At 39.4% G+C, this 24,674-nt stretch carries 2 protein-coding genes; both read right to left on the reverse strand.

Going from position 1 to position 24,674, the window contains the following annotated elements:
- Positions 1-7: 7 nt before the first annotated feature.
- On the reverse strand, positions 8-19,603 hold the full coding sequence (locus OLM54_RS16285; RefSeq protein WP_264535629.1) for a T9SS type B sorting domain-containing protein: 19,596 nt from the start codon (positions 19,601-19,603) through the stop codon (positions 8-10).
- A gap of 127 nt (positions 19,604-19,730) precedes the next feature.
- Positions 19,731-24,674 (reverse strand): PorP/SprF family type IX secretion system membrane protein, encoded by a 4,944-nt coding sequence (locus tag OLM54_RS16290; protein WP_264535630.1) that lies wholly within the window; start codon positions 24,672-24,674, stop codon positions 19,731-19,733.

Here is a 24,674-nt window from a genome sequence, read left to right on the forward strand (position 1 = left end):
TATTTTGTTATCTGTATAAAGTGAAATGTCCAACAAACTCTCTATCATCTTTCTCGTCATTTAGTTTAAGAACATACCAGTAATCACCTGAAGGTAATTCTTCTCCGTTATATCTACCATCCCATTTTTGACCGTAGTGGTATTTGGCAATTACACGACCGTATCTGTCAAAGATTGAGTACGTAAGGTTGTTGTAAATATTTGTACAACCAGGACCCCATGTGTCATAGACTCCATCTCCGTTTGGCGTAAAGTAATTATCAAGACAAACGTCATAATAAGTTCCAGGGAATTTCCATTCGAAAGTACATCCGTTTTGATCTCTAACGATTATTATATAATCTCTGGATTCGTAAATTTTGAATTTATTTTCAGATGTAAACGGTCCACCATCAAAACTATACTCATAAGCCGGAGCTCCACCTGTACCAATAACCGAAATAATATTCATTTCTTGTTTTCCGTCTAGCTTCAATCCTAAAGCAGTGTATGCTTTTATGTTGAACTTAACATCGGCAGGACATCCGTTTGTATGTCTCACTGTAATAGTGTGATCACCCTGAGCAACATTTGTAAAGATATTACCTGGCACGAATGCAGCACCATCAAGAGAATAATCTATTTGAGAATGATCTTCGTAACCTGGGTCAACTTTAACAAAATTAGCCTGAGTATTATTCACACAATCGTAATTTACCTCTACTGTTGGCTTCAGAGCTACTGCATCTGGCATATCAATATCTACTTGACTGATACATCCATTACTGTCTTTTATGAAGACACTACGTTTTCCACCTACAAGACCTACATAGTCTTTAATATTTCCTGCAAAAGGTTTAAATGGTCCATCACTGTTATCCAGACTTTCAAAATATGGACCTACTCCACCTTGAACCTGAATACTAAATGCTGCATCTTTATCTCCTGCGCAAATTTCAGGCAATACAGAGTTAGGAATAATAGAAGCAATTAAAATATCTGGTTGCAATACATCTATGTAAAAAGGAGAACCTCCTGTACAACCTAATACATCCTGAACAATTACTGTATATCTTCCAGCTTCTAAACCTGTAAACACATTGTTTTCTACAAACTGGCTTAAGTTTGGCGAAATTGCATATTTAATAGTTCCTGTTCCGCCAGTTGCGTTTATAACAATTTTACCGTCTTTATCTGACCAGCATTTTACTGGAGTAACATCAAAAGTAGCATTCAAAGCAGTTAGAGTTTCTGTTATTACAACAACTTTATCTTCTTCACAATCCACACTCTTAACGTGAACGGTATAGGTACCTGCGTAAAGGTTTTCGAAAATTCCTTCAGCTTGCGCCGGTCTGGTTTCTTTACCTGATAATGAATATTCATAATCACCTAAACCACCTGTTGCCGATACGAAAATTATTCCGCTGTTATTTCCTGTACAACTAACATTTAAACCATTTGCATCAACAGTCATAGCCAGAGGCTCAATAGCCGGTACTTCAATCTCATTTGTTTTATAGCTCACACAACCTAAATTGTCTTTTACGAAATAAGTATGTTTACCTACTAACGCCGGAATATCAACAGTTGAATTGAAAGTTGGACTAAAGTTGTTAATACCATCTACACTATAACTGTAAGGACCTGTACCTCCTGTTACACTAAGTGTAAGTACAGCATCTGTTTTACAAGTGTTTCCAATTTTTGTAGATAAACTTGGTTCTACCATAGTTGGTTCAGCAATACTTAATGTACTTGATGCCTCACAACTAAAGCCGTCTCTAACAGTTACTGTGTAATCTCCTGATCCTAAACCAGTAAATACATTTGAAGATTGTGGACCCCATGAAACTATTTCTCCATTATAAACATAACTTAAAGTATAGTTGTAACTAGTTCCTACTCCTCCTGTTGGAGCTGAAACGGTTATTATAGCATCTTTATTTCCAAAACATGTTAACACTGTTACGCTTGGTGTTGCTGTAAAGTTAATTGCATTCGGAAGAGTTAAGATTACCTGATCACTATCTATACATCCTTTACTATCCTTAACATTAACGGTATATGTACCAACTGCCAGGTTATCAAAATAGTATTTATCTGAGTATCCTCCAGTGTTTCCTGGTCCTACCAATTGGTATTGGTAATCACCTGTCCAACCACCTGTAGCAGACGCTGTAATAGTTCCATTATTATTAGCAGCACAAGTAATTACTGTGTGCTCTAAATTAATTGCCAATGCTTCTAAAGGCTGATCAATACTAAATGATGTCTCTACATCACATCCTATTGGGTTTACCATTGTCGCTGTGACATGGTAAATACCTGCTTTAAGGTTTGGTATTGTAAACGGACCAGCATTAGCTGTTGTTCCCGTAAGGTGAACTGTTCCGTCTTCGCTATCAATAACATATGAGAACGCTCCTGCATCATTTGATGGAGTTGGCTGATTATCTACAAAAGTTAAATCAACACTTCCGTTAGTTGTACCAAAACAAATTTGACTTGTTGTTGCTACAGCCTGAATTGCATAAGTATTAGGATCTTTAACATAATGGTAGTCTTCAAGTATACAACCTGTATCTGTATTTACTACTGTCATTAAGAAATCTCCAATACCTAAACCTGCAAACAATCCATTTGTATTTGTTTGATTGTATCCGTTAGGACCAGTTACTGTATAACTTAAATTAGGTGTTGCTCCTGCCGGAGTAGTTTTTACAGTAATCTGAATTGTTTCTGGTACTTTACAAGTAATTGCTTGGTTTACTGCTACTTGAATAGCATCTATACTAATGAATGGAGCAATTGCTGGTACAGTTGTAGTACCATCACAACCTTTATCATCTATTACTTTTACAGTATAACTTCCTCCTGCAAAATCAGTTTCAGTGTATACGTTCGAAGCTCCGTCTTGTACTACTGTAGTTCCTCTTGTAAATATGTATCTCACATAGTGACCTGCACCTGCTCCACCATTTACAGAGTTAACAGTAATCGTTGCTCTGATTGGTGAGTTTCCTGTTGTACATTTATATTGAGTTACAAGCGGAGGATCTACAACAATAGGATTTGGTTGATCTATAGTAGTTGTCGCTGTATCTGAACAACCTTTTCCTGATGTAACTTTAACTGAATATGATCCTGCAGCTAATCCTGAAAACAAATTACTTTGTTGTGGACCAACCACTGCTAATGTAACCGTATTTGTTAAAGTATACTCATAAACCGGGTTATTGTTTGAAGCAGCAAGACTTACAGTAATACTACCGTCTGAGTAACCATTACAAGTTGCCGGTCTTGGCGTTAATGTAATTCCTGTTACAAGTGTTGGAGCCTCAATTGTTTGAGATACCGGTTTCTCACAACCTGTAGCAATATCTCTTACTATGAAGTTATAAGATCCAGGTGCTAAATTACCAAACACTCCTGTTGGCTGAGATGTTAACCAACCATCTTTTGTATAAAGATAACCACTTGGTACTGTTCCTCCAGAAGCAGTTAAAGTAATCTCACCATCAGAAGCAGTACAATTAGGTGTTTTAGTAACCTCTGCACGTAATTCAAGCGGTGCCAAGATATTAACTGTAGCTGTGTTTCCACATCCGTTTACATCATGAATCGCAACACTGTGATTCCCTGAAGATAAACCTGTAATAGGGAATGGCGCCGTACGTGACTGGAACGCTCCTCCGTCAATACTAAACGTGTATGGCGAAACTCCTACAGTTGGTACCGTTACGTTGATAACAAAGTTACCCTCCGCAACATTACACTGTGCAGCTAATTGTGCATCTACAACCGGGGTTGGGTCTAAACCAATTGTAACGGCTTGTGATTGTGGACAATTGTTGGCATCTTTTACATACACAACATAATTTCCTGACTCTGCATTTAAAATGTTATTTGTTGTTGCCCAGCCTGCATCTGTTACCAGTGGCGGTGTAGCGGCTGCCGGTAAGATTTGGTAATAATATGGTGCTGTTCCGCCTTGCGCTTCTGCAACAATTTTTCCTGCATTTACATTACAGTTGTCATTAACTATTACTGCTGGTTTCAATGTTACTGCTGCGCTTGGTGAACCAATGGTTACCACATTTGAGGTTACTGAACAGAATGGACTTGCCGTTTCTGTTACAACAACGGTATAGTTGCCTGCCAATAATCCTGCAATAACGCGTGGGTTTACTGTTGTATCAGTTGAAATTGGTCCTAATACTGAAGTTCCTGCACCGTTTAGTACACTATAATCGTAAGTTCCTGTATAATTGGAAACATTGATTGACAATGCTCCGTTGGAATCTCCAAAACAGCTTACCGGTGTAGTGGCTGTAGCCACAAGGTTAATAACGTTGTATGGGGCTACTTTAAATACCGGTGCATCATAATAACAATGTGTGATATTATCAATTACTCGGAAATAATAATCTCCAGGTGCTGTGATAATAAAGAAGTTATTGGCTTGTGGTGCGCCGCTTGGCAGTAGTTGGTAACTAAAGTCTCCTGAACCGCCTGTTGCTGTAATTGTAGCTCTACCTGCGTTTAGACAGTCAATATTTGTACCCGCAACTGTTACGTTGGTGATTTTTGGAATGGTTGTAATTGGTACGAATTCATCATCAATACATCCGTTCAAATCTTTAACATAAACATGTAATGTCGTAGATGCTCCTGTATCTGCAACTGTAAATACATTGCTTGAGAAATAATCGGTACCGTTTATACTGTAAGTATAAGGTATATGACCATCCTGAGCGTTTATTGTTACTGTTGTTGTATTTACTGAATTGTCTGGCGCACATTCAAAAGCAGGAACTGCTACTGATGTAATCGTTACAGGATTTACTTCTGTAATCGTCACCAATTGTGGTGTAGTACAGCCTCCTCTTGCAGAGGTAACTGTAATGCTGTATTCTCTGGCTGTCAAGCCTGCAAATACATTATTATTAAGCTGTGTTACTGATACTACCGGAAGACCTGTAGTAGATGTTAAGGTATAAGTATAAGGAGGGTTATCATTTGTTGCCGGTAAAACAACTGTGATTTTTCCGTCATTGCCTCCAAAACAGCTAACATTAATCTGAGTCGTACTAAACGTTACCGGTGTTGGTTTTGTTAATACAACTGGTTTTGTTACTGAACATCCTGACGCGGCAGCAATATCGGTAACGGTAACGTCATAAGTTCCTGCAGCAAGTCCTGTAAAGGTATCTGATACCTGTGGTCCTGTGGTTACTGATGTTACTGTATTCAATAATGTATATCTGTAATTAGCAGAAGCTGAACCTCCTGTTGCCGTAACTTTGATAGATCCGTCATTATCAGCACATGTTGGTAATGCAGCAATATCTGCCAGCATGCCTAATGGTGACAGGATACTTACCGGAACCGTATTTCCACATCCGTTTACGTCTTTAATCGCAACGGTATGAGACCCTGATGATAAGCCTGTAATGCTGAATGGTGCAGTACGGGACTGGAATGCGCCGCCGTCAACACTAAACGTGTATGGTGACATGCCTGCCGTTGGTACCGTTACGTTGATAACAAAGTTACCCTCTACAACATTACACTGTGCAGCTAATGCCGCTGCTACAACCGGGGTTGGGTCTAAGCCTATTACAACAGCTTGTGATTGCGGACAATTGTTGGCATCTTTTACATACACAACATAGTTTCCTGACTCTGCATTTAAAATATTGTTTGTTGTTGCCCAGCCTGCATCTGTTACCAATGGCGGTGTAGCTACTGCCGGCAAGATTTGATAGTAATATGGTGCTGTTCCGCCTTGCGCTTCTGCAACAATTTTTCCTGCATTTACATTACAGTTGTCATTAACTATTACTGCTGGTTTCAATGTTACTGCTGCGCTTGGTGAACCAATGGTTACCACATTTGAGGTTACTGAACAGAATGGACTTGCCGTTTCTGTTACAACAACGGTATAGTTGCCTGCCAATAATCCTGCAATAACGCGTGGGTTTACTGTTGTATCAGTTGAAATTGGTCCTAATACTGAAGTTCCTGCACCGTTTAGTACACTATAATCGTAAGTTCCTGTATAATTGGAAACATTGATTGACAATGCTCCGTTGGAATCTCCAAAACAGCTTACCGGTGTAGTGGCTGTAGCCACAAGGTTAATAACGTTGTATGGGGCTACTTTAAATACCGGTGCATCATAATAACAATGTGTGATATTATCAATTACTCGGAAATAATAATCTCCAGGTGCTGTGATAATAAAGAAGTTATTGGCTTGTGGTGCGCCGCTTGGCAGTAGTTGGTAACTAAAGTCTCCTGAACCGCCTGTTGCTGTAATTGTAGCTCTACCTGCGTTTAGACAGTCAATATTTGTACCCGCAACTGTTACGTTGGTGATTTTTGGAATGGTTGTAATTGGTACGAATTCATCATCAATACATCCGTTCAAATCTTTAACATAAACATGTAATGTCGTAGATGCTCCTGTATCTGCAACTGTAAATACATTGCTTGAGAAATAATCGGTACCGTTTATACTGTAAGTATAAGGTATATGACCATCCTGAGCGTTTATTGTTACTGTTGTTGTATTTACTGAATTGTCTGGCGCACATTCAAAAGCAGGAACTGCTACTGATGTAATCGTTACAGGATTTACTTCTGTAATCGTCACCAATTGTGGTGTAGTACAGCCTCCTCTTGCAGAGGTAACTGTAATGCTGTATTCTCTGGCTGTCAAGCCTGCAAATACATTATTATTAAGCTGTGTTACTGATACTACCGGAAGACCTGTAGTAGATGTTAAGGTATAAGTATAAGGAGGGTTATCATTTGTTGCCGGTAAAACAACTGTGATTTTTCCGTCATTGCCTCCAAAACAGCTAACATTAATCTGAGTCGTACTAAACGTTACCGGTGTTGGTTTTGTTAATACAACTGGTTTTGTTACTGAACATCCTGACGCGGCAGCAATATCGGTAACGGTAACGTCATAAGTTCCTGCAGCAAGTCCTGTAAAGGTATCTGATACCTGTGGTCCTGTGGTTACTGATGTTACTGTATTCAATAATGTATATCTGTAATTAGCAGAAGCTGAACCTCCTGTTGCCGTAACTTTGATAGATCCGTCATTATCAGCACATGTTGGTAATGCAGCAATATCTGCCAGCATGCCTAATGGTGACAGGATACTTACCGGAACCGTATTTCCACATCCGTTTACGTCTTTAATCGCAACGGTATGAGACCCTGATGATAAGCCTGTAATGCTGAATGGTGCAGTACGGGACTGGAATGCGCCGCCGTCAACACTAAACGTGTATGGTGACATGCCTGCCGTTGGTACCGTTACGTTGATAACAAAGTTACCCTCTACAACATTACACTGTGCAGCTAATGCCGCTGCTACAACCGGGGTTGGGTCTAAGCCTATTACAACAGCTTGTGATTGCGGACAATTGTTGGCATCTTTTACATACACAACATAGTTTCCTGACTCTGCATTTAAAATATTGTTTGTTGTTGCCCAGCCTGCATCTGTTACCAATGGCGGTGTAGCTACTGCCGGCAAGATTTGATAGTAATATGGTGCTGTTCCGCCTTGCGCTTCTGCAACAATTTTTCCTGCATTTACATTACAGTTGTCATTAACTATTACTGCTGGTTTCAATGTTACTGCTGCGCTTGGTGAACCAATGGTTACCACATTTGAGGTTACTGAACAGAATGGACTTGCCGTTTCTGTTACAACAACGGTATAGTTGCCTGCCAATAATCCTGCAATAACGCGTGGGTTTACTGTTGTATCAGTTGAAATTGGTCCTAATACTGAAGTTCCTGCACCGTTTAGTACACTATAATCGTAAGTTCCTGTATAATTGGAAACATTGATTGACAATGCTCCGTTGGAATCTCCAAAACAGCTTACCGGTGTAGTGGCTGTAGCCACAAGGTTAATAACGTTGTATGGGGCTACTTTAAATACCGGTGCATCATAATAACAATGTGTGATATTATCAATTACTCGGAAATAATAATCTCCAGGTGCTGTGATAATAAAGAAGTTATTGGCTTGTGGTGCGCCGCTTGGCAGTAGTTGGTAACTAAAGTCTCCTGAACCGCCTGTTGCTGTAATTGTAGCTCTACCTGCGTTTAGACAGTCAATATTTGTACCCGCAACTGTTACGTTGGTGATTTTTGGAATGGTTGTAATTGGTACGAATTCATCATCAATACATCCGTTCAAATCTTTAACATAAACATGTAATGTCGTAGATGCTCCTGTATCTGCAACTGTAAATACATTGCTTGAGAAATAATCGGTACCGTTTATACTGTAAGTATAAGGTATATGACCATCCTGAGCGTTTATTGTTACTGTTGTTGTATTTACTGAATTGTCTGGCGCACATTCAAAAGCAGGAACTGCTACTGATGTAATCGTTACAGGATTTACTTCTGTAATCGTCACCAATTGTGGTGTAGTACAGCCTCCTCTTGCAGAGGTAACTGTAATGCTGTATTCTCTGGCTGTCAAGCCTGCAAATACATTATTATTAAGCTGTGTTACTGATACTACCGGAAGACCTGTAGTAGATGTTAAGGTATAAGTATAAGGAGGGTTATCATTTGTTGCCGGTAAAACAACTGTGATTTTTCCGTCATTGCCTCCAAAACAGCTAACATTAATCTGAGTCGTACTAAACGTTACCGGTGTTGGTTTTGTTAATACAACTGGTTTTGTTACTGAACATCCTGACGCGGCAGCAATATCGGTAACGGTAACGTCATAAGTTCCTGCAGCAAGTCCTGTAAAGGTATCTGATACCTGTGGTCCTGTGGTTACTGATGTTACTGTATTCAATAATGTATATCTGTAATTAGCAGAAGCTGAACCTCCTGTTGCCGTAACTTTGATAGATCCGTCATTATCAGCACATGTTGGTAATGCAGCAATATCTGCCAGTATGCCTAATGGTGACAGGATACTTACCGGAACCGTATTTCCACATCCGTTTACGTCTTTAATCGCAACGGTATGAGACCCTGATGATAAGCCCGTTATGCTGAATGGTGCAGTACGGGACTGGAATGCTCCGCCATCAACACTAAACGTGTATGGTGACATGCCTGCTGTTGGTACTGTTACGTTGATAACAAAATTACCCTCTACAACATTACACTGTGCAGCTAATGCCGCTGCTACAACAGGTGTTGGGTCTAAACCAATGATCTTAACTGTAGTAAATTGAATACATCCATTTGCATCTTTTGCATATGCTATATAACTACCAGCGGCTAAATCAAATGATGTGTCAGTTACCCAATTAGTATCAGCTGCAACCGGAGCCGGAGCCGATGATAATAATACCTGATACATATAAGGTGCTGTTCCGCCTTGAGCGGCAACACTAATATTACCTAATTTATTACAATTTTCAGTTCTATTTACTGTTGCATTTACTTTTAATGGAATTACAGATTGTGTAATTGTAAATGTGGCAGATGAATTTTTACAACCTGGGTTTGAACCTCCAACTTCTGTAAATAAAATATAATAAGTTCCCGGAGCAAGTGGACCTGCTGTAATCACAGGACTAGTTACAGTTCCAATCAAACCTGGTACCGTTCCCGTGATAGCCGGAGTTACTGCCTGATTAGTTTGAGAATTATAAATCTGATAACTAACAGTAGTAAGTGTTGGGAAATTTTTTGTGAATGTGAAAGATACACTTCCGTCAGCAGCTCCAATACATGTTACATTTGCTGGCGTAACAGTACTTGTTAAAGTTGACAACGTTGGTGTTTTTGTATCTGCTTGTTTAAAGAAATAACAATTTGTTGATTCATCATAAACAATGAAAGAATATAAAACTCCCGGATTTAAGCCAGTAAAAGTAGCCTTTAACAAATTAGGGTCTCCAGGTAAAGCTGGTGGACTAACTGCATCTGCATCATGATATGCAGCCAAGTGTGTTAAGTAATCGTAATCGTTTGGATTTAACGGATTTACCGGATATAATGCAAAATGATATGGTCCTCCAGGAATTGGTGGGTTAACACTAACTACAACTGTCGCATTTGTACATGATGCTGCACCTTGAGTTACATCAATAGTTAAATCCTGAGGTGGAGACGCTATATTTATCGTTTTAGTAACTGAACAACCGTTAAAATCTGTAACTGTTAATTCATAAATACCAAAATTTAAAATTTGGAAACTATGATCTTCTTTTGCATCCGGAGCAAAAGTTTGCGTTGCACTTGTATTACTTGTTAAGGTATAAACAAAACCTGATTTTGCAGGTAATGGTAATCCTGAAGTTGTTCCTCCTGTTAAAGCGGTAACTGCGATAGAACCTAATGAAGTTCCTGCACCACCTCCAACACATGTAATTTGAGTAACCGCTTCAGTAAATACAATCTGATTCGGCTGAGTAATAGTAACATTTTTAGTAAGTAAACAACCATTTGCATCAGTTACGGTTACAATATAATCACCTCCAGGAAGTCCTGTAGTTTGTGTACCATAATTAACATTTGGTATTGCTAAAAGTGTATTGTCTTTTACAACATTTATTACATAAGGAGCAGCACCAACAGTTGTATCAATTGTTACAGTGATAGATCCCGTAGCTTGCCCGTTACAGTAAATAAGATTTCCTTGTACTGCTGTAAAGTCAGGGTTTGTTTTAGGCTGAACAATTACTGTTGAAGTAGCGCTACAACCCGCAGCATCGCTAAATGTGAATAAATATGTTGTAGGAGTTGTAGCAGTTACAGCTGTAGCATCAGTATATGTAAAAGCATTTCCAACTACTGCATGTACAGTAGGATCTAATGTTCCGTTTATTGTTACTGTATAAGTATAATTTGGAGTTCCGGCATTAACTGTTCCATCAATAGTAATATCTGGTGCAGTACATTTTGGACCATTTGTCAGTACAGTACTTACTTGCAACTGATTTGCAATAGGCTGAACAATAGCTGTAGAAGTACATCCATAAGCATCTTTTACCAAAACGGTATACGTTCCAGGTACAAGCCCTGAGAAGGTATTGCCTGCCTGATAAGTTGCTCCGTTATTGATACTGTATTGGTATGGTGCAACTCCATTAGTTACCGTAACGGTAATAGTTGCCTGATTCGTTGCATCGTAACAGATATCTGATCCTGTTACACTTGCAATAGGTTTCACCGGTGTGCTTAATGTAAAAGGACTTGTAATATTACAATTGTTTGAATCTGTTACACTTGCCGTGTAATTTCCTGTTTGGGTTAAATTGCTAAATGTATTGGATGCCTGTGGTCCTAAAATAGTTCCGTCAGGCTGGGTTAAGCTATACGCATTTCCTCCCCATCCGCCTGTGGCAGTAAGTGTTACACTTCCCGGTGCGTCACAGGTAATTGGTGTTGGGGTATTGCTTAATGCTAATGCTGCTGCAGGTGCTGCAATAGTTACCGATGCAGTAGCCGTACAACCTGTTGCTGTATTGGTTACTTCAACTGTATAGGTACCTGCTGCCAATCCTGGTAAGTTGATTGGTGAAGTAGTTCCTGTCTGAGCAACTGTATTTAAGGTATAAGTAAAACCTGTTGATCCGTTTACGATAAACTGTGCTGTTCCTGTTAATGTTCCTGAACACTGTACATTGGTACGGGTTCCCGTTACAGTCAAGGCCGGAAGTGGCGCAACTGTAAAACTATCACTGTACGTACAATCTTTTTGATCTTTTACCTGAAATGTATATGTTCCCGGATCTAAATTAGTAAAGATTCCGTTGTTTAATCCAGATGTATTACCAATTGCTGATGCAGGGGCAGTAATACTATATGTTTTTGTTCCAAAACCTCCTGTTGATGTAACGGTAATACTAACCTTGTTGGTTGGACACGTAAGTGCCGAATTACTGAAAGCTAATGCTGTTGGAGGGGTTAATGGTGCAATAGTTACAGGCGCTAATGTTGCTGTACACATATTGGCATCTCTAACTGTAATGGTATAAGTACCATTAGTTAATCCTGTAAAGGTTGCACTTGTCTGGAATGTAGTTCCGTTGATGCTGTACTCATAAGCTCCTGTTCCCCCTGATGGGCTGGTAACTGTAATAGTAGCTGTTTGTAAACACGTATATGGTGTAACCGTAGTAGTTGCTGTAATTGGATTTGGAGCTGTAAGGGTAACCGTACCTGCAGTTGATAAACACTGGTTGCTGTCTCTTACCTGATAACCGTAAGTTCCTGCTGCCAAACCTGTATATAAAGACTGGGTAGTAAATGCACTTCCGTTAAAACTGAACATATATGGTCCAACTCCGCCTGAACCTGCTAATTGTACCGAACCATTTGTACCTGCATTACACGTAGGGTTGATTGGCGTACGGGTAGCAGTAACTGGTGTTAATGCATGTACTGTAGAAACTGTAGAAACAGCCTGACAAGTACTCGCATCGTTTACCTGAAATTGGTATGTTCCTGCAGTTGTTGTATCGTATGTAAATGTCGTTCCTGCAACTGTACCAACTAATGTATAGGGTGCTCCATTGATAGAAACACTATATGTAATTGGCGCTGTTCCGCCAGAAACTGTTCCGGTGATTCTTGCTGCCGGTGGTACGTTACAATCTATATCTTTAGTTAAAACTGTACCTACCGCTAGTTGATTTGCAATAGGCTGAACAATAGCTGTAGAAGTACATCCGTAAGCATCTTTTACCAAAACGGTATACGTTCCAGGTACAAGTCCTGAGAAGGTATTGCCTGCCTGATAAGTAGCTCCGTTATTGATACTGTATTGGTATGGTGCAACTCCATTGGTTACCGTAACGGTAATAGTTGCCTGATTCGTTGCATCATAACAGATATCTGATCCTGTCACACTTGCAATAGGTTTCACCGGTGTGCTTAATGTAAAAGGACTTGTAATATTACAATTGTTTGAATCCGTTACGCTTGCCGTGTAATTTCCTGTTTGGGTTAAATTGCTAAATGTATTGGATGCCTGTGGTCCTAAAATAGTTCCGTCAGGCTGGGTTAAGCTATAGCTGTTTCCTCCCCATCCGCCTGTGGCAGTAAGTGTTACACTTCCCGGTGCGTCACAGGTAATTGGTGTTGGGGTATTGCTTAATGCTAATGCTGCTGCAGGTGCTGCAATAGTTACCGATGCAGTAGCCGTACAGCCTGTTGCTGTATTGGTTACTTCAACTGTATAGGTACCTGCTGCCAATCCTGTTAAGTTGATTGGTGAGGTAGTTCCTGTCTGAGCAACTGTATTTAAGGTATAAGTAAAACCTGTTGATCCGTTTACGATAAACTGTGCTGTTCCTGTTGATGAACCTGAACACTGTACATTGGTACGGGTTCCAGTTACGGTCAAGGCCGGAAGTGGCGCAACTGTAAAACTATCACTGTACGTACAATCTTTTTGATCTTTTACCTGAAATGTATAAGTTCCCGGATCTAAATTAGTAAAGATTCCGTTGTTTAATCCAGATGTATTACCAATTGCTGATGCAGGGGCAGTAATACTATATGTCTTTGTTCCAAAACCTCCTGTTGATGTAACGGTAATATTAACCTTGTTGGTTGGACACGTAAGTGCCGAATTACTGAATGCTAATGCTGTTGGAGGTGTTAGTGGTGCAATAGTTACAGGCGCTAATGTCGCTGTACACATATTGGCATCTCTAACAGTAATAGTATAAGTACCATTAGTTAATCCTGTAAAGGTTGCACTTGTCTGGAACGTGGTTCCGTTGATGCTGTATTCATAAGCTCCTGTTCCCCCTGATGGGCTGGTAACTGTAATAGTTGCTGTTTGTAAACAGGTATATGGTGTAAATGTTCTGGTTGCTGTAATTGGATTTGGAGCTGTAAGGGTAACCGTACCTGCAGTTGACAAACACTGGTTGCTGTCTCTTACCTGATAACCGTAAGTTCCTGCTGCCAAACCTGTATATAAAGACTGGGTAGTAAATGCACTTCCGTTAAAACTGAACATATATGGTCCAACTCCGCCTGAACCTGCTAATTGTACCGAACCATTTGTACCTGCATTACACGTAGGGTTGATTGGCGTACGGGTAGCAGTAACTGGTGTTAATGCATGTACTGTAGAAACTGTAGAAACAGCCTGACAAGTACTCGCATCGTTTACCTGAAATTGGTATGTTCCTGCAGTTGTTGTATCGTATGTAAATGTCGTTCCTGCAACTGTACCAACTAATGTATAGGGTGCTCCATTGATAGAAACACTATATGTAATTGGCGCTGTTCCGCCAGAAACTGTTCCGGTGATTCTTGCTGCCGGTGGTACGTTACAATCTATATCTTTAGTTAAAACTGTACCTACCGCTAGTTGATTTGCAATAGGCTGAACAATAGCTGTAGAAGTACATCCGTAAGCATCTTTTACCAAAACGGTATACGTTCCAGGTACAAGTCCTGAGAAGGTATTGCCTGCCTGATAAGTAGCTCCGTTATTGATACTGTATTGGTATGGTGCAACTCCATTGGTTACCGTAACGGTAATAGTTGCCTGATTCGTTGCATCATAACAGATATCTGATCCTGTCACACTTGCAATAGGTTTCACCGGTGTGCTTAATGTAAAAGGACTTGTAATATTACAATTGTTTGAATCCGTTACGCTTGCCGTGTAATTTCCTGTTTGGGTTAAATTGCTAAATGTATTGGATGCCTGTGGTCCTAAAATAGTTCCGTCAGGCTGGGTTAAGCTATAGCTGTTTCCTCCCCATCCGCCTGTGGCAGTAAGTGTTACACTTCCCGGTGCGTCACAGGTAATTGGTGTTGGGGTATTGCTTAATGCTAATGCTGCTGCAGGTGCTGCAATAGTTACCGATGCAGTAGCCGTACAGCCTGTTGCTGTATTGGTTACTTCAACTGTATAGGTACCTGCTGCCAATCCTGTTAAGTTGATTGGTGAGGTAGTTCCTGTCTGAGCAACTGTATTTAAGGTATAAGTAAAACCTGTTGATCCGTTTACGATAAACTGTGCTGTTCCTGTTGATGAACCTGAACACTGTACATTGGTACGGGTTCCAGTTACGGTCAAGGCCGGAAGTGGCGCAACTGTAAAACTATCACTGTACGTACAATCTTTTTGATCTTTTACCTGAAATGTATAAGTTCCCGGATCTAAATTAGTAAAGATTCCGTTGTTTAATCCAGATGTATTACCAATTGCTGATGCAGGGGCAGTAATACTATATGTCTTTGTTCCAAAACCTCCTGTTGATGTAACGGTAATATTAACCTTGTTGGTTGGACACGTAAGTGCCGAATTACTGAATGCTAATGCTGTTGGAGGTGTTAGTGGTGCAATAGTTACAGGCGCTAATGTCGCTGTACACATATTGGCATCTCTAACAGTAATAGTATAAGTACCATTAGTTAATCCTGTAAAGGTTGCACTTGTCTGGAACGTGGTTCCGTTGATGCTGTATTCATAAGCTCCTGTTCCCCCTGATGGGCTGGTAACTGTAATAGTTGCTGTTTGTAAACAGGTATATGGTGTAAATGTTCTGGTTGCTGTAATTGGATTTGGAGCTGTAAGGGTAACCGTACCTGCAGTTGACAAACACTGGTTGCTGTCTCTTACCTGATAACCGTAAGTTCCTGCTGCCAAACCTGTATATAAAGACTGGGTAGTAAATGCACTTCCGTTAAAACTGAACATATATGGTCCAACTCCGCCTGAACCTGCTAATTGTACCGAACCATTCGTACCTGCATTACACGTAGGGTTGATTGGAGTACGGGTAGCGATAACTGGTACTAATGAATCTACAGTTCCGTCAATAGTTGTCGTGCAACCATTTTTATCTGTAACATCAAAAGTATATGTCCCTGCATTTTGAGTTGAATATGTAAATGTTGGGCCTGCAATAGTACCACTGGTGAACAATACTACTCCTGTTGCTTTATTTGTTACAGTATATGTATAAGGACTTGTTCCTCCTGTAATAGTAACTTCAATAGTTGCATCTGGCGTAGCCGGATCACAAGTTAATGAGTTTTTAATTGCTGTAGTTGCCGTAATTTTTGGGTCAACTTTTTGACTTGCTAAAATTACTTTACATCCATTACTTTTATCTATAATGGTAAAATCATACGTTCCCGGTGCTGTAGCATTATAGGTGAAAGTAGGTGAAGGAAATTCTGCTACCGGAGCACTAAGTGCACCTCCGTTATAACTTACCTGATACGTATATGGACCAACTCCGTCGGTAATGTTTACCGTAATAATAGCACTACCATTACCAAAACACAAACCAGAACTATGAGCAAGTTCTGCTTTTGGTGCATCGGCAGGTTTGATCGTTAAATTTGTACTACCTATATCTGAACAAGCTCTGTCATCAGTTCCTGAAACGGTATAGTTTCCTGGTTTAACATCATTTAAAATATAACTTCCTACTGGAAAAGGATATATTTTAGTTGGATCAGTATTATCTATAAGCACCAAATGATACGGTATAGTTCCTCCTGTCGTACCACTTGCGTCTACTGTACCTAAATTATTACTAGCACATGTAGCATCTATCTTTGTAACTTTTATGTCAAATACTGCTTTTTCAGTTACTATTGGCGAAAGGGTTTTTTCACAAGGAGAGGTAGCGGTGCCAGCTCTGCGAACTCTAACATCATATGTTTTTGCCGCTAAACCTTGAACTAAAACTTCTAAAGCAGTAGATTCTATCCAAGAACCTGCAACTCCTCCATTTAATGAATATTCCCATTTATCACCAAAATTTTTGACAACAATTTTAAATGAACCGTCTGCTTTACCATTACATGAAACATCACCAACTGGAATAATTTCCGCATCAAAAGCATTATCTTTTGGTACCGTGAACTTTGTTTCAAATTTATCTCCACAAATTCTAGGAACCTGATACACTTTTATATCATCTAATGTTAAATCGTTTCCTCCTGTCGCAATACTATAGGACCTTACAACAAAATCTAAAGTAGTATAATTACCCGGATTTAAATCCATATTATAATTTTCCCACTTATTGCTTTTTGGTATAATACCAGTTGCTTGCGATGCAACTAAGGTTTGTGTTGGCAAACCAAAATCTGCAATTAATTCAATGGTGATATCCGGGTCAACATCTGGATAATTCTTACCTCCTTCAATTAAGTTCTCAACCCAAAATGAAATTTTTACATCTTGATTTGGAATTACATCGTAAATAGGTTTTCTGTAAATAATTCCACCAACTCCTGCTACACCACCAATATTAATGGCAAGGAATCTTCCTTGAGAATCTACAGGTCCTGCAGCACTGGTATGATCTCTAATGTCCAGCCAGGTTCCAAATCTATAAGTAATATAATTGGTTACGGCATATTCCCCATCATTAATATTATTATCCTTATTACAAGGATAATCTGTTGGATGCGTTCCGGACATATTTTCGAAACAATATGCTGTATTAATACCCGGTGATGTGGTTGGATTTCCTCTACCAAAATCTTCGGATAATAAATTACTGTAGGTTGAAACCTTTTGTAGATTATATACCACCTCAATTGTATGTTGACCACTTCCAATATTAGTAAAAACATTTGCAGGGATATTAGTGTTCTCTACCCCATCAATTTTATAAGTATAGGTATAATTAACGCCTCCCGGATTAGTTGCCGTTGCAGTTATTGTACCAAAACCATTACAATCATAGGTTACTCCACTAAATATAACATCCGGATTAGCTGGTTTAGCATCAATAACAATACCTGACATTGAATAAATACAAGGTGTAGGCGAAGAATCTTTTATATATACTGTGTAACCAGTAGGTGAACCTGGATTCGGCGCCATATCTGCTTGATTTGAAGCAATAAATGTATTACCGCCATCAAAACTATATGTATAAGGAGGAATACCCCCTGATGGATTAGCAATTTTAACAATACCACTTTTTCCATCAGCACCGCAACCGGCTAAAGCAGCCACACCCGCAGATGCCGTTAAACCATTTGGCGCGTCTGTTATAGTAACAACATTAGTGTCGACACACCAGGTTCCTGAATTGCCAATTCTATATCTAACATAAACAGTATATGTTCCAGGATTAAGATTACTATAAGTAGTTCCTGTAGTACCAGATACATAATCACCATTATTTGTACTATTTAAACTATAACCCATTGAATAACCGTTAGCATTATTAACGGTTACTTTTATTGAACCTTTTGTTATACTACAATTAGGGCTTGTAGGTGTAACAACATAATCTGGTTTTGTAACTGCACTTCTAGTAATTGATGTTGTAAATTGACAACCGTTAGCATCTTCTACACGAACAGTATAGGTTCCCGGTGTTGTTACAACAACAGTTGTAGATGTATTAGGAACAAAAGCACCACTATTTATACTTAAAAAATATTTATAAGGTGATGTTCCTCCTGTAGCATTAATTTGAAGATTTTTGGTGCTACATCCTGATGCAGTGGCAATATCAGTTAATGTAGCTGATAAACTGCTAGGCGGAGCCTTAATTGTTAGATTATTAGGTGACGTATTATACGGATGACAAGTAGAATTAGTACTGCTTATCTCTACTTCTACTCTATAATTATTTGCCTGAGCTAAACCGGTAAAAGTATATTCAGGAGATCCTGAATTCGTTATAGTCGTTACTAAAGTAGCTCCTTTATAAAGTCTATAAGTATAATTAAGACCAACATCATTGGTTTTAACCAATATACTACCTCCGTCTCCACTACATTTTGGATCAATAATTGTTGTTGCAACATTAACAGCAGCAGTAGTAATTGGAACATTTAAAACTCTAAAAACACAAGAGCCCGGTACATTTTTTAATCTTATGAAAACATTATAGTTTCTTGCAGTTGTAATATTTCCAAAAATTGGACTGTCCTGCCATCCTGTTGTAGGCGCTGTTGTACCATTACTACTAGCGCTAATAGTGTATTCGTAACTTGCGTTAAAACCATTAACTATTATTCTGCCAGGGAGCGTACAAGAACCTGTTGTACCTGTAATAATATTACTTTTAGAGATATTTGTTGGGTCAATATCACTTGTATAAACATTAAAGTAGAATGTAAATACTGTTTTATCTGTATAAGTAATAACCAGTTTATATTCACCAGCTGTGTCGGCAGAAAAAGTTTGACCGGTTGATAAATAATCCCATCCACATGCAGCAGCATAATTAGGGCAATTTGTATTAGCAAAAGCTGTACATCCGGTTCCGGTTTTTAATTTCGACCATACAATAGTGGCATTTGCGGGTAAAATGCCTGTATCAATTAGTCTTGCGTCATTTTTACCACATAAAAATAATTTGGGAAGCTGTTCACCATTGTTGGGACAAGTAGAAACCGAACCAGCATAAGAACCCGTGGCATACTTAATTACAGGGTTAGGGATAATTGGTGCGGCCATCTTATCAGTACCGGTAACAGTAGTATCTAAACTAACAGTATCACCAGACTGATTCTTTGCTTTTAAGAAGATATTCTCATGTCGATTATCTTCAAATTTTGAATTGTAAGCTATTAAATTTTGCGAGTAGGATGCAAAATTTAATAACAATGCCAAAGCAAAAATTAGCGTTCTTAAAATAGTAGGTTTTTTCATAATCATTCTTGTTTTACTTACACTTCAGTTTCTGAGGGGCATCAGAAAGCAAAATAATTAGTACTATAAACATTTAATCTTTAAGTATTTACTCTAAAAAAGAGTTTGCCTATACTTTTATTTATCTTTAATTCTCCACTTTTACGATAGCCATTTTTCCGTTATATGGCTCTTTTCCTTTAGATTCCATAGCCTTTTGAGCTTCTTGCAATCCTTCGACTTTTTCGTAATAGATGTAATATTTACTTGTTGTTACGTTGTAGAAGAAATTCACATCTGTACGTCCTGCGGCAACCGCTTTAGTTAAGAATTCATCTCTTTTTTCAACACTGCTGTGAACGGCAATAATTAAATAGAAACCGCTGTCAGCATTTTTAATGTTTTTAATAATCTGCATATTCGACTGGTCTTCACCAAAATCAAAATCACTTGCAGTTAATGGCGTACTACTTGGTTTTGTAGTCTCTTTTATACGTTTAAGAGCAGCCACATCCTGCGCATATCTTCCCTGATCATTCTCGTATGCTGCCTGTTTAATTCTACGTTTTTTCTCAATTTCAGTTTCAGCTTTAATACGTTCTAAATTCGCAAGTAACGCTGCACTGTCTGCTTCCATTTTTAATTGTGCTGCTTTCAATTGGTTTATTTTCTCTAAATAAGCCCTGTTTGTAGCATCATTTTTATTAGGGAATTTTTTAAGTCTTTCGTTATATAAATTCGTCAGCCTTGCAATTTCATCTTTCTGAATTCTGTTTGTTTCCGCTATTTGTAATTTTAAAGCTTCTATCTGACTATTCTCAGCAGCTACACTTTTAAACGGTTTTGGTTCTTTATAAATTCCTTTATCACTTAAATCATTTTCTTCTTTTAAGTCATCAAGATCTTTCTGTTTATTGGCTACTGTAGCATTAAACTGAGTCAATAAATCACTTTGAGTTTTAGCAGATGCATCTAATGAAAGTGATAATTCATCAATCGCTTTTGCTGCATCATCCGTCGCGCTGGCTTTAGCGAGTGCGTCGGCATCTGCTTTTGCTTTAGCATCTGCAAGCAGTTTGGCTTGTTGAGCTTCTTCGGCTAATCTTAATTGTCTGCTTTCTTCTTCTGCTCTTAATCTCTCGTTAGCTTCTGCATCAGCTTTCGCTTTTTGGTCTGCCAATAATTTAGCTTGTTGCGCTTCCATATCCGCTTTTGCTTTTGCATCAGCAGCTAATTTTGCTTGTTGAGCTTCTGCATCGGCTTTAGTTTTAGCTTCGGCGGCTAATCTTTTTTGTTCAGCTTCCGCATCTGCTTTTGCTTTTGCATCAGCAGCAAGTTTCGCCTGTAGCGCTACGGCATCAGCTTTTGCTTTTGCATCAGCAGCTAATTTTGCTTGTTGCGCTTCTGCATCGGCTTTCGCTTTAGTTTCCGCAGCTAATCTTTTTTGTTCAGCTTCTGCATCTGCTTTCGCTTTTGCATCTGCTGCAAGTTTTGCCTGTAGCGCTACAGCATCTGCTTTTGCTTTATCAGCAGCTAATTTTGCTTGTTGCGCTTCAGCATCGGCTTTCGCTTTAGTTTCCGCAGCTAATCTTTTTTGCTCAGCTTCTGCATCCGCTTTTGCTTTTGCATCTGCTGCAAGTTTTGCTTGTTGAGCTTCTGCATCCGCTTTGGCTTTTGCATCTGCAGCTAATTTCGCTTGTTGAGCTTCAGCATCTGCTTTGGCTTTTGCATCTGCAGCTAATTTCGCTTGTTGCGCTTCTGCGTCTGCTTTCGCTTTAGTTTCGGCAGCTAATCTTTTTTGTTCAGCTTCTGCATCCGCTTTTGCTTTTGCATCTGCTGCAAGTTTTGCTTGTTGAGCTTCTGCATCTGCTTTCGCTTTTGCATCTGCAGCAAGTTTCGCTTGTTGTGCTTCTGCATCGGCTTTAGCCTTAGCTTCAGCAGCTAATCTTTTTTGTTCAGTTTCAGCATCCGCTTTTGCTTTCGCATCTGCGGCTAATTTTGCTTGTTGAGCCTCAGCATCAGCTTTAGCTTTTGCATCTGCTGCAAGTTTTGCCTGAAGGGCTTCAGCATCTGCTTTGGCTTTAGCCTCAGCAGCTAATCTTTTTTGTTCTGCTTCTGCATCCGCTTTCGCTTTGGCATCTGCAGCTAATTTTGCTTTTTGTGCTTCTGCATCGGCTTTCGCTTTATCAGCAGCTAATTTTGCCTGACGCTCTTCTTCTGCTGCTTGTAATTTTTTAGCTTCTTGTTCTGCTTTTAATCTTTCAGTAGCTTCAGCATCCGCTTTTACTTTGGCATCTGCCAATAATTTTGCTTGTAAAGCTTCCATATCCGCTTTTGCTTTTGCATCAGCAGCCAATTTAGCTTGTTGAGCTTCAGCATCAGCTTTTGCTTTAGCATCTGCTGCAAGTTTTGCTTGTTGTGCTTCAGCGTCTGCTTTGGCTTTAGCATCTGCAGCTAATTTTATTTTTAATGCTTCAGCATCCGCTTTCGCTTTCGCATCTGCAGCAAGTTTTGCTTGTTGCGCTTCTGCGTCGGCTTTAGTTTTAGCTTCAGCAGCTAATTTTGCTTGTACTTCAGCGTCGGCTTTCGCTTTGGCATCTGCTGCAAGTTTTGCCTGAAGTGCTTCGGCATCTGCCTTAGCTTTAGCTTCAGCATCAAGTTTTGCTTTCGCGTCTGCATCAGCTTTTGCTTTTGCATCAGCAGCTAATTTTATTTTCAATGCTTCAGCGTCTGCTTTCGCTTTTGCCTCTGAAGCTAATCTTGCTTGTCTTGCCTCTTCATCTGCTTTTGCTTTAGCTTCTGTTGCGGCTTTTTCTTTTAATGCGGCTTCCTGAGCGGCTTTCTCTTTAGCATCGGCAGCTAATTTTGCTTTGTTTGCTGCATCAATACTTGCTTTTGTTTTTACAGCTGCTGCAGCTTTGGCTTTAGCTTCTGCAGCTAATCTCGCCTGAAGCGCATCAGAATCTGCTTTTGCTTTGGCATCAGCAGCTAATATTGATTGTAAATCTGCAGCTTCAGCTTTCGCTTTAGCATCAGCTTTACGTTTTGCTTCTGCAGCATCGGCTTTAGCCTGAGCATCTGCAGCTAGTTTAATTTTTAATGCTTCAGCATCAGCTTTTGCTTTATTATCTGCGTCTAGTTTGGCTTTTGCAGCAGCTTCAGCATCTGCTTTCGCTTTATCAGCAGCCAATTCTGCAGCTGTTTTTTGTGGTTCGGCAACTGTTTCTGTAACAGCTGCTTTTTTAGCCACACCTTCAGCATCTACTTTTCCTTTTGAAGCTGCTAATCTTGCTCTTTCTGCAGCCTGAGCATCTACTCTGGCTTTATTATCTGCGGCTAGTTTTGCTCTTTCAGCATCTTGCGCATCTGCTTTTGCTTTGTTATCAGCAGCAAGTCTTGCTCGCTCTGCAGCTTGTGCATCTGCTTTTGCTTTATTGTCGGCTAATAATTTTGCTCTTAGTTCAGCTTGTGCATCAACTTTTGTTTTATTATCTGCAGCCAATCTTGCTCTTTGTTCCGCTTGTGCATCGGCTTTCGTTTTATTGTCTGCAGCAAGTCTTGCTCTTTCTACTGCCTGCGCATCAGCATTTGTTTTATTACCAGCTGTTAATCTTGCTCTTTCTGCAGCTTGGGCATCAGCTCTTGCTTTATCAGCAGCCAATTGCGCAGCTGTTTTTTGAGTTACTGCAGCAGTAGTAGGTTGAGTTGCTGTTTTTGGCTTGTTTGCAGCAGCAAGTTGTGCTTTTGCAGCAGCCTGCGCATCAGCTTTGGCTTTAGCATCTGCAGCCAATCTTGCTCTTTCTGCAGCTTGGGCATCAGCTTTTGTTTTATTGTCTGCGGCAAGTCTGGCTTTTTCCGCGGCTTGTGCATCGGCTTTCGCTTTTGCATCAGCGGCTAATCTTATTTTTAATGCTTCGGCATCTGCTTTAGCTTTATTGTCGGCTTCTAGTTTTGCTTTCGCTGCGGCTTCGGCATCAGCCTTCGCTTTTTCTGCAGCTGCAAGTCTTACTCTTTTTGCTTCGGCGTCAGCTTGTGCTTTTGCTTCGGCAGCTAATTTTGCTTTTTCAGCTCCATCAACTCTCGTAATCGGAGTTGTAGATGTTGTTTTCTTAGCCATTACCGGTTTAGCTTTAGCCGGATCTATAAGGGCTCCATCTTCATCATCTCCGTAATAGTAATTTTTATTTTTGAATTTGTAAGCAATCGCAAATTCATGAGAACCACCCAAATTGGTGAAATTCCCCATACCTCTTTCATAATTATATTCTATCGCAATATTTGGCGTAATATTAAACCCAAGTCCTGCAGAAACTCCATATAATGTATTATATCCTGCCTGAGCCCATACTCCTTTTGGAACTGCGATCATGGCAAGACCTGAAATAACTGTTTTTTCTGATTTAACTTCTGTTTTTACTATTGCAGAAAATTTACTTTGTTCAAAAAAACCGTAACTGTCAATGTATCCTGTATACATTGCGTGTAATTCTATGGCTCTTTCGGGATCGTCTTTTACAACTCCTGAACCAAAATTATATAGGATTAAATTGTTTACAGATAATCCGAAATCAAGAAATGCTGTTCCGTAGTTAATACCAGGATTTACAGTAAGCATTGTATTTGAAGGATATTCACCGGTTAAAAGATCAGTATCGTCAGATATGATTTTTCCTTTGTCTAAACCACTTTGGTAAGCACCAACGTTTAAACCAAAAGTTAAATTGCTGTCCTGATCTAAAACGATGTTATGCGCAAAGTTACCTACTCCGCCAAAAACGGTCATTAGACCATAATTTTGTTGAAATAAGCCAAAAGCAAACGCTTCGTTTTCTTTAAAACGACCAGAGTAACCAAATAAATAGCTATTTGGGGCGTTTTCAAACTGCGTCCATTGTCTTTTATTATAAAAACTTAAATAAGCATTTTGCTCACGAACGAAACTAAATGCCGGGTTAATTAAATATCTATTAAACTTTAAAGAATTTCTTATAGGTAATGAAAACGAAACAACTCCATTCTCAGAAGCATCCTGTGAATAGAGTAAATTTGAAAAACCGTAGAATAAAGTTATGAATAGTAAAATTTTCTTCAT

It is taken from the genome of Flavobacterium sp. N1736, from assembly GCF_025947065.1.
Lineage (GTDB): Bacteria > Bacteroidota > Bacteroidia > Flavobacteriales > Flavobacteriaceae > Flavobacterium.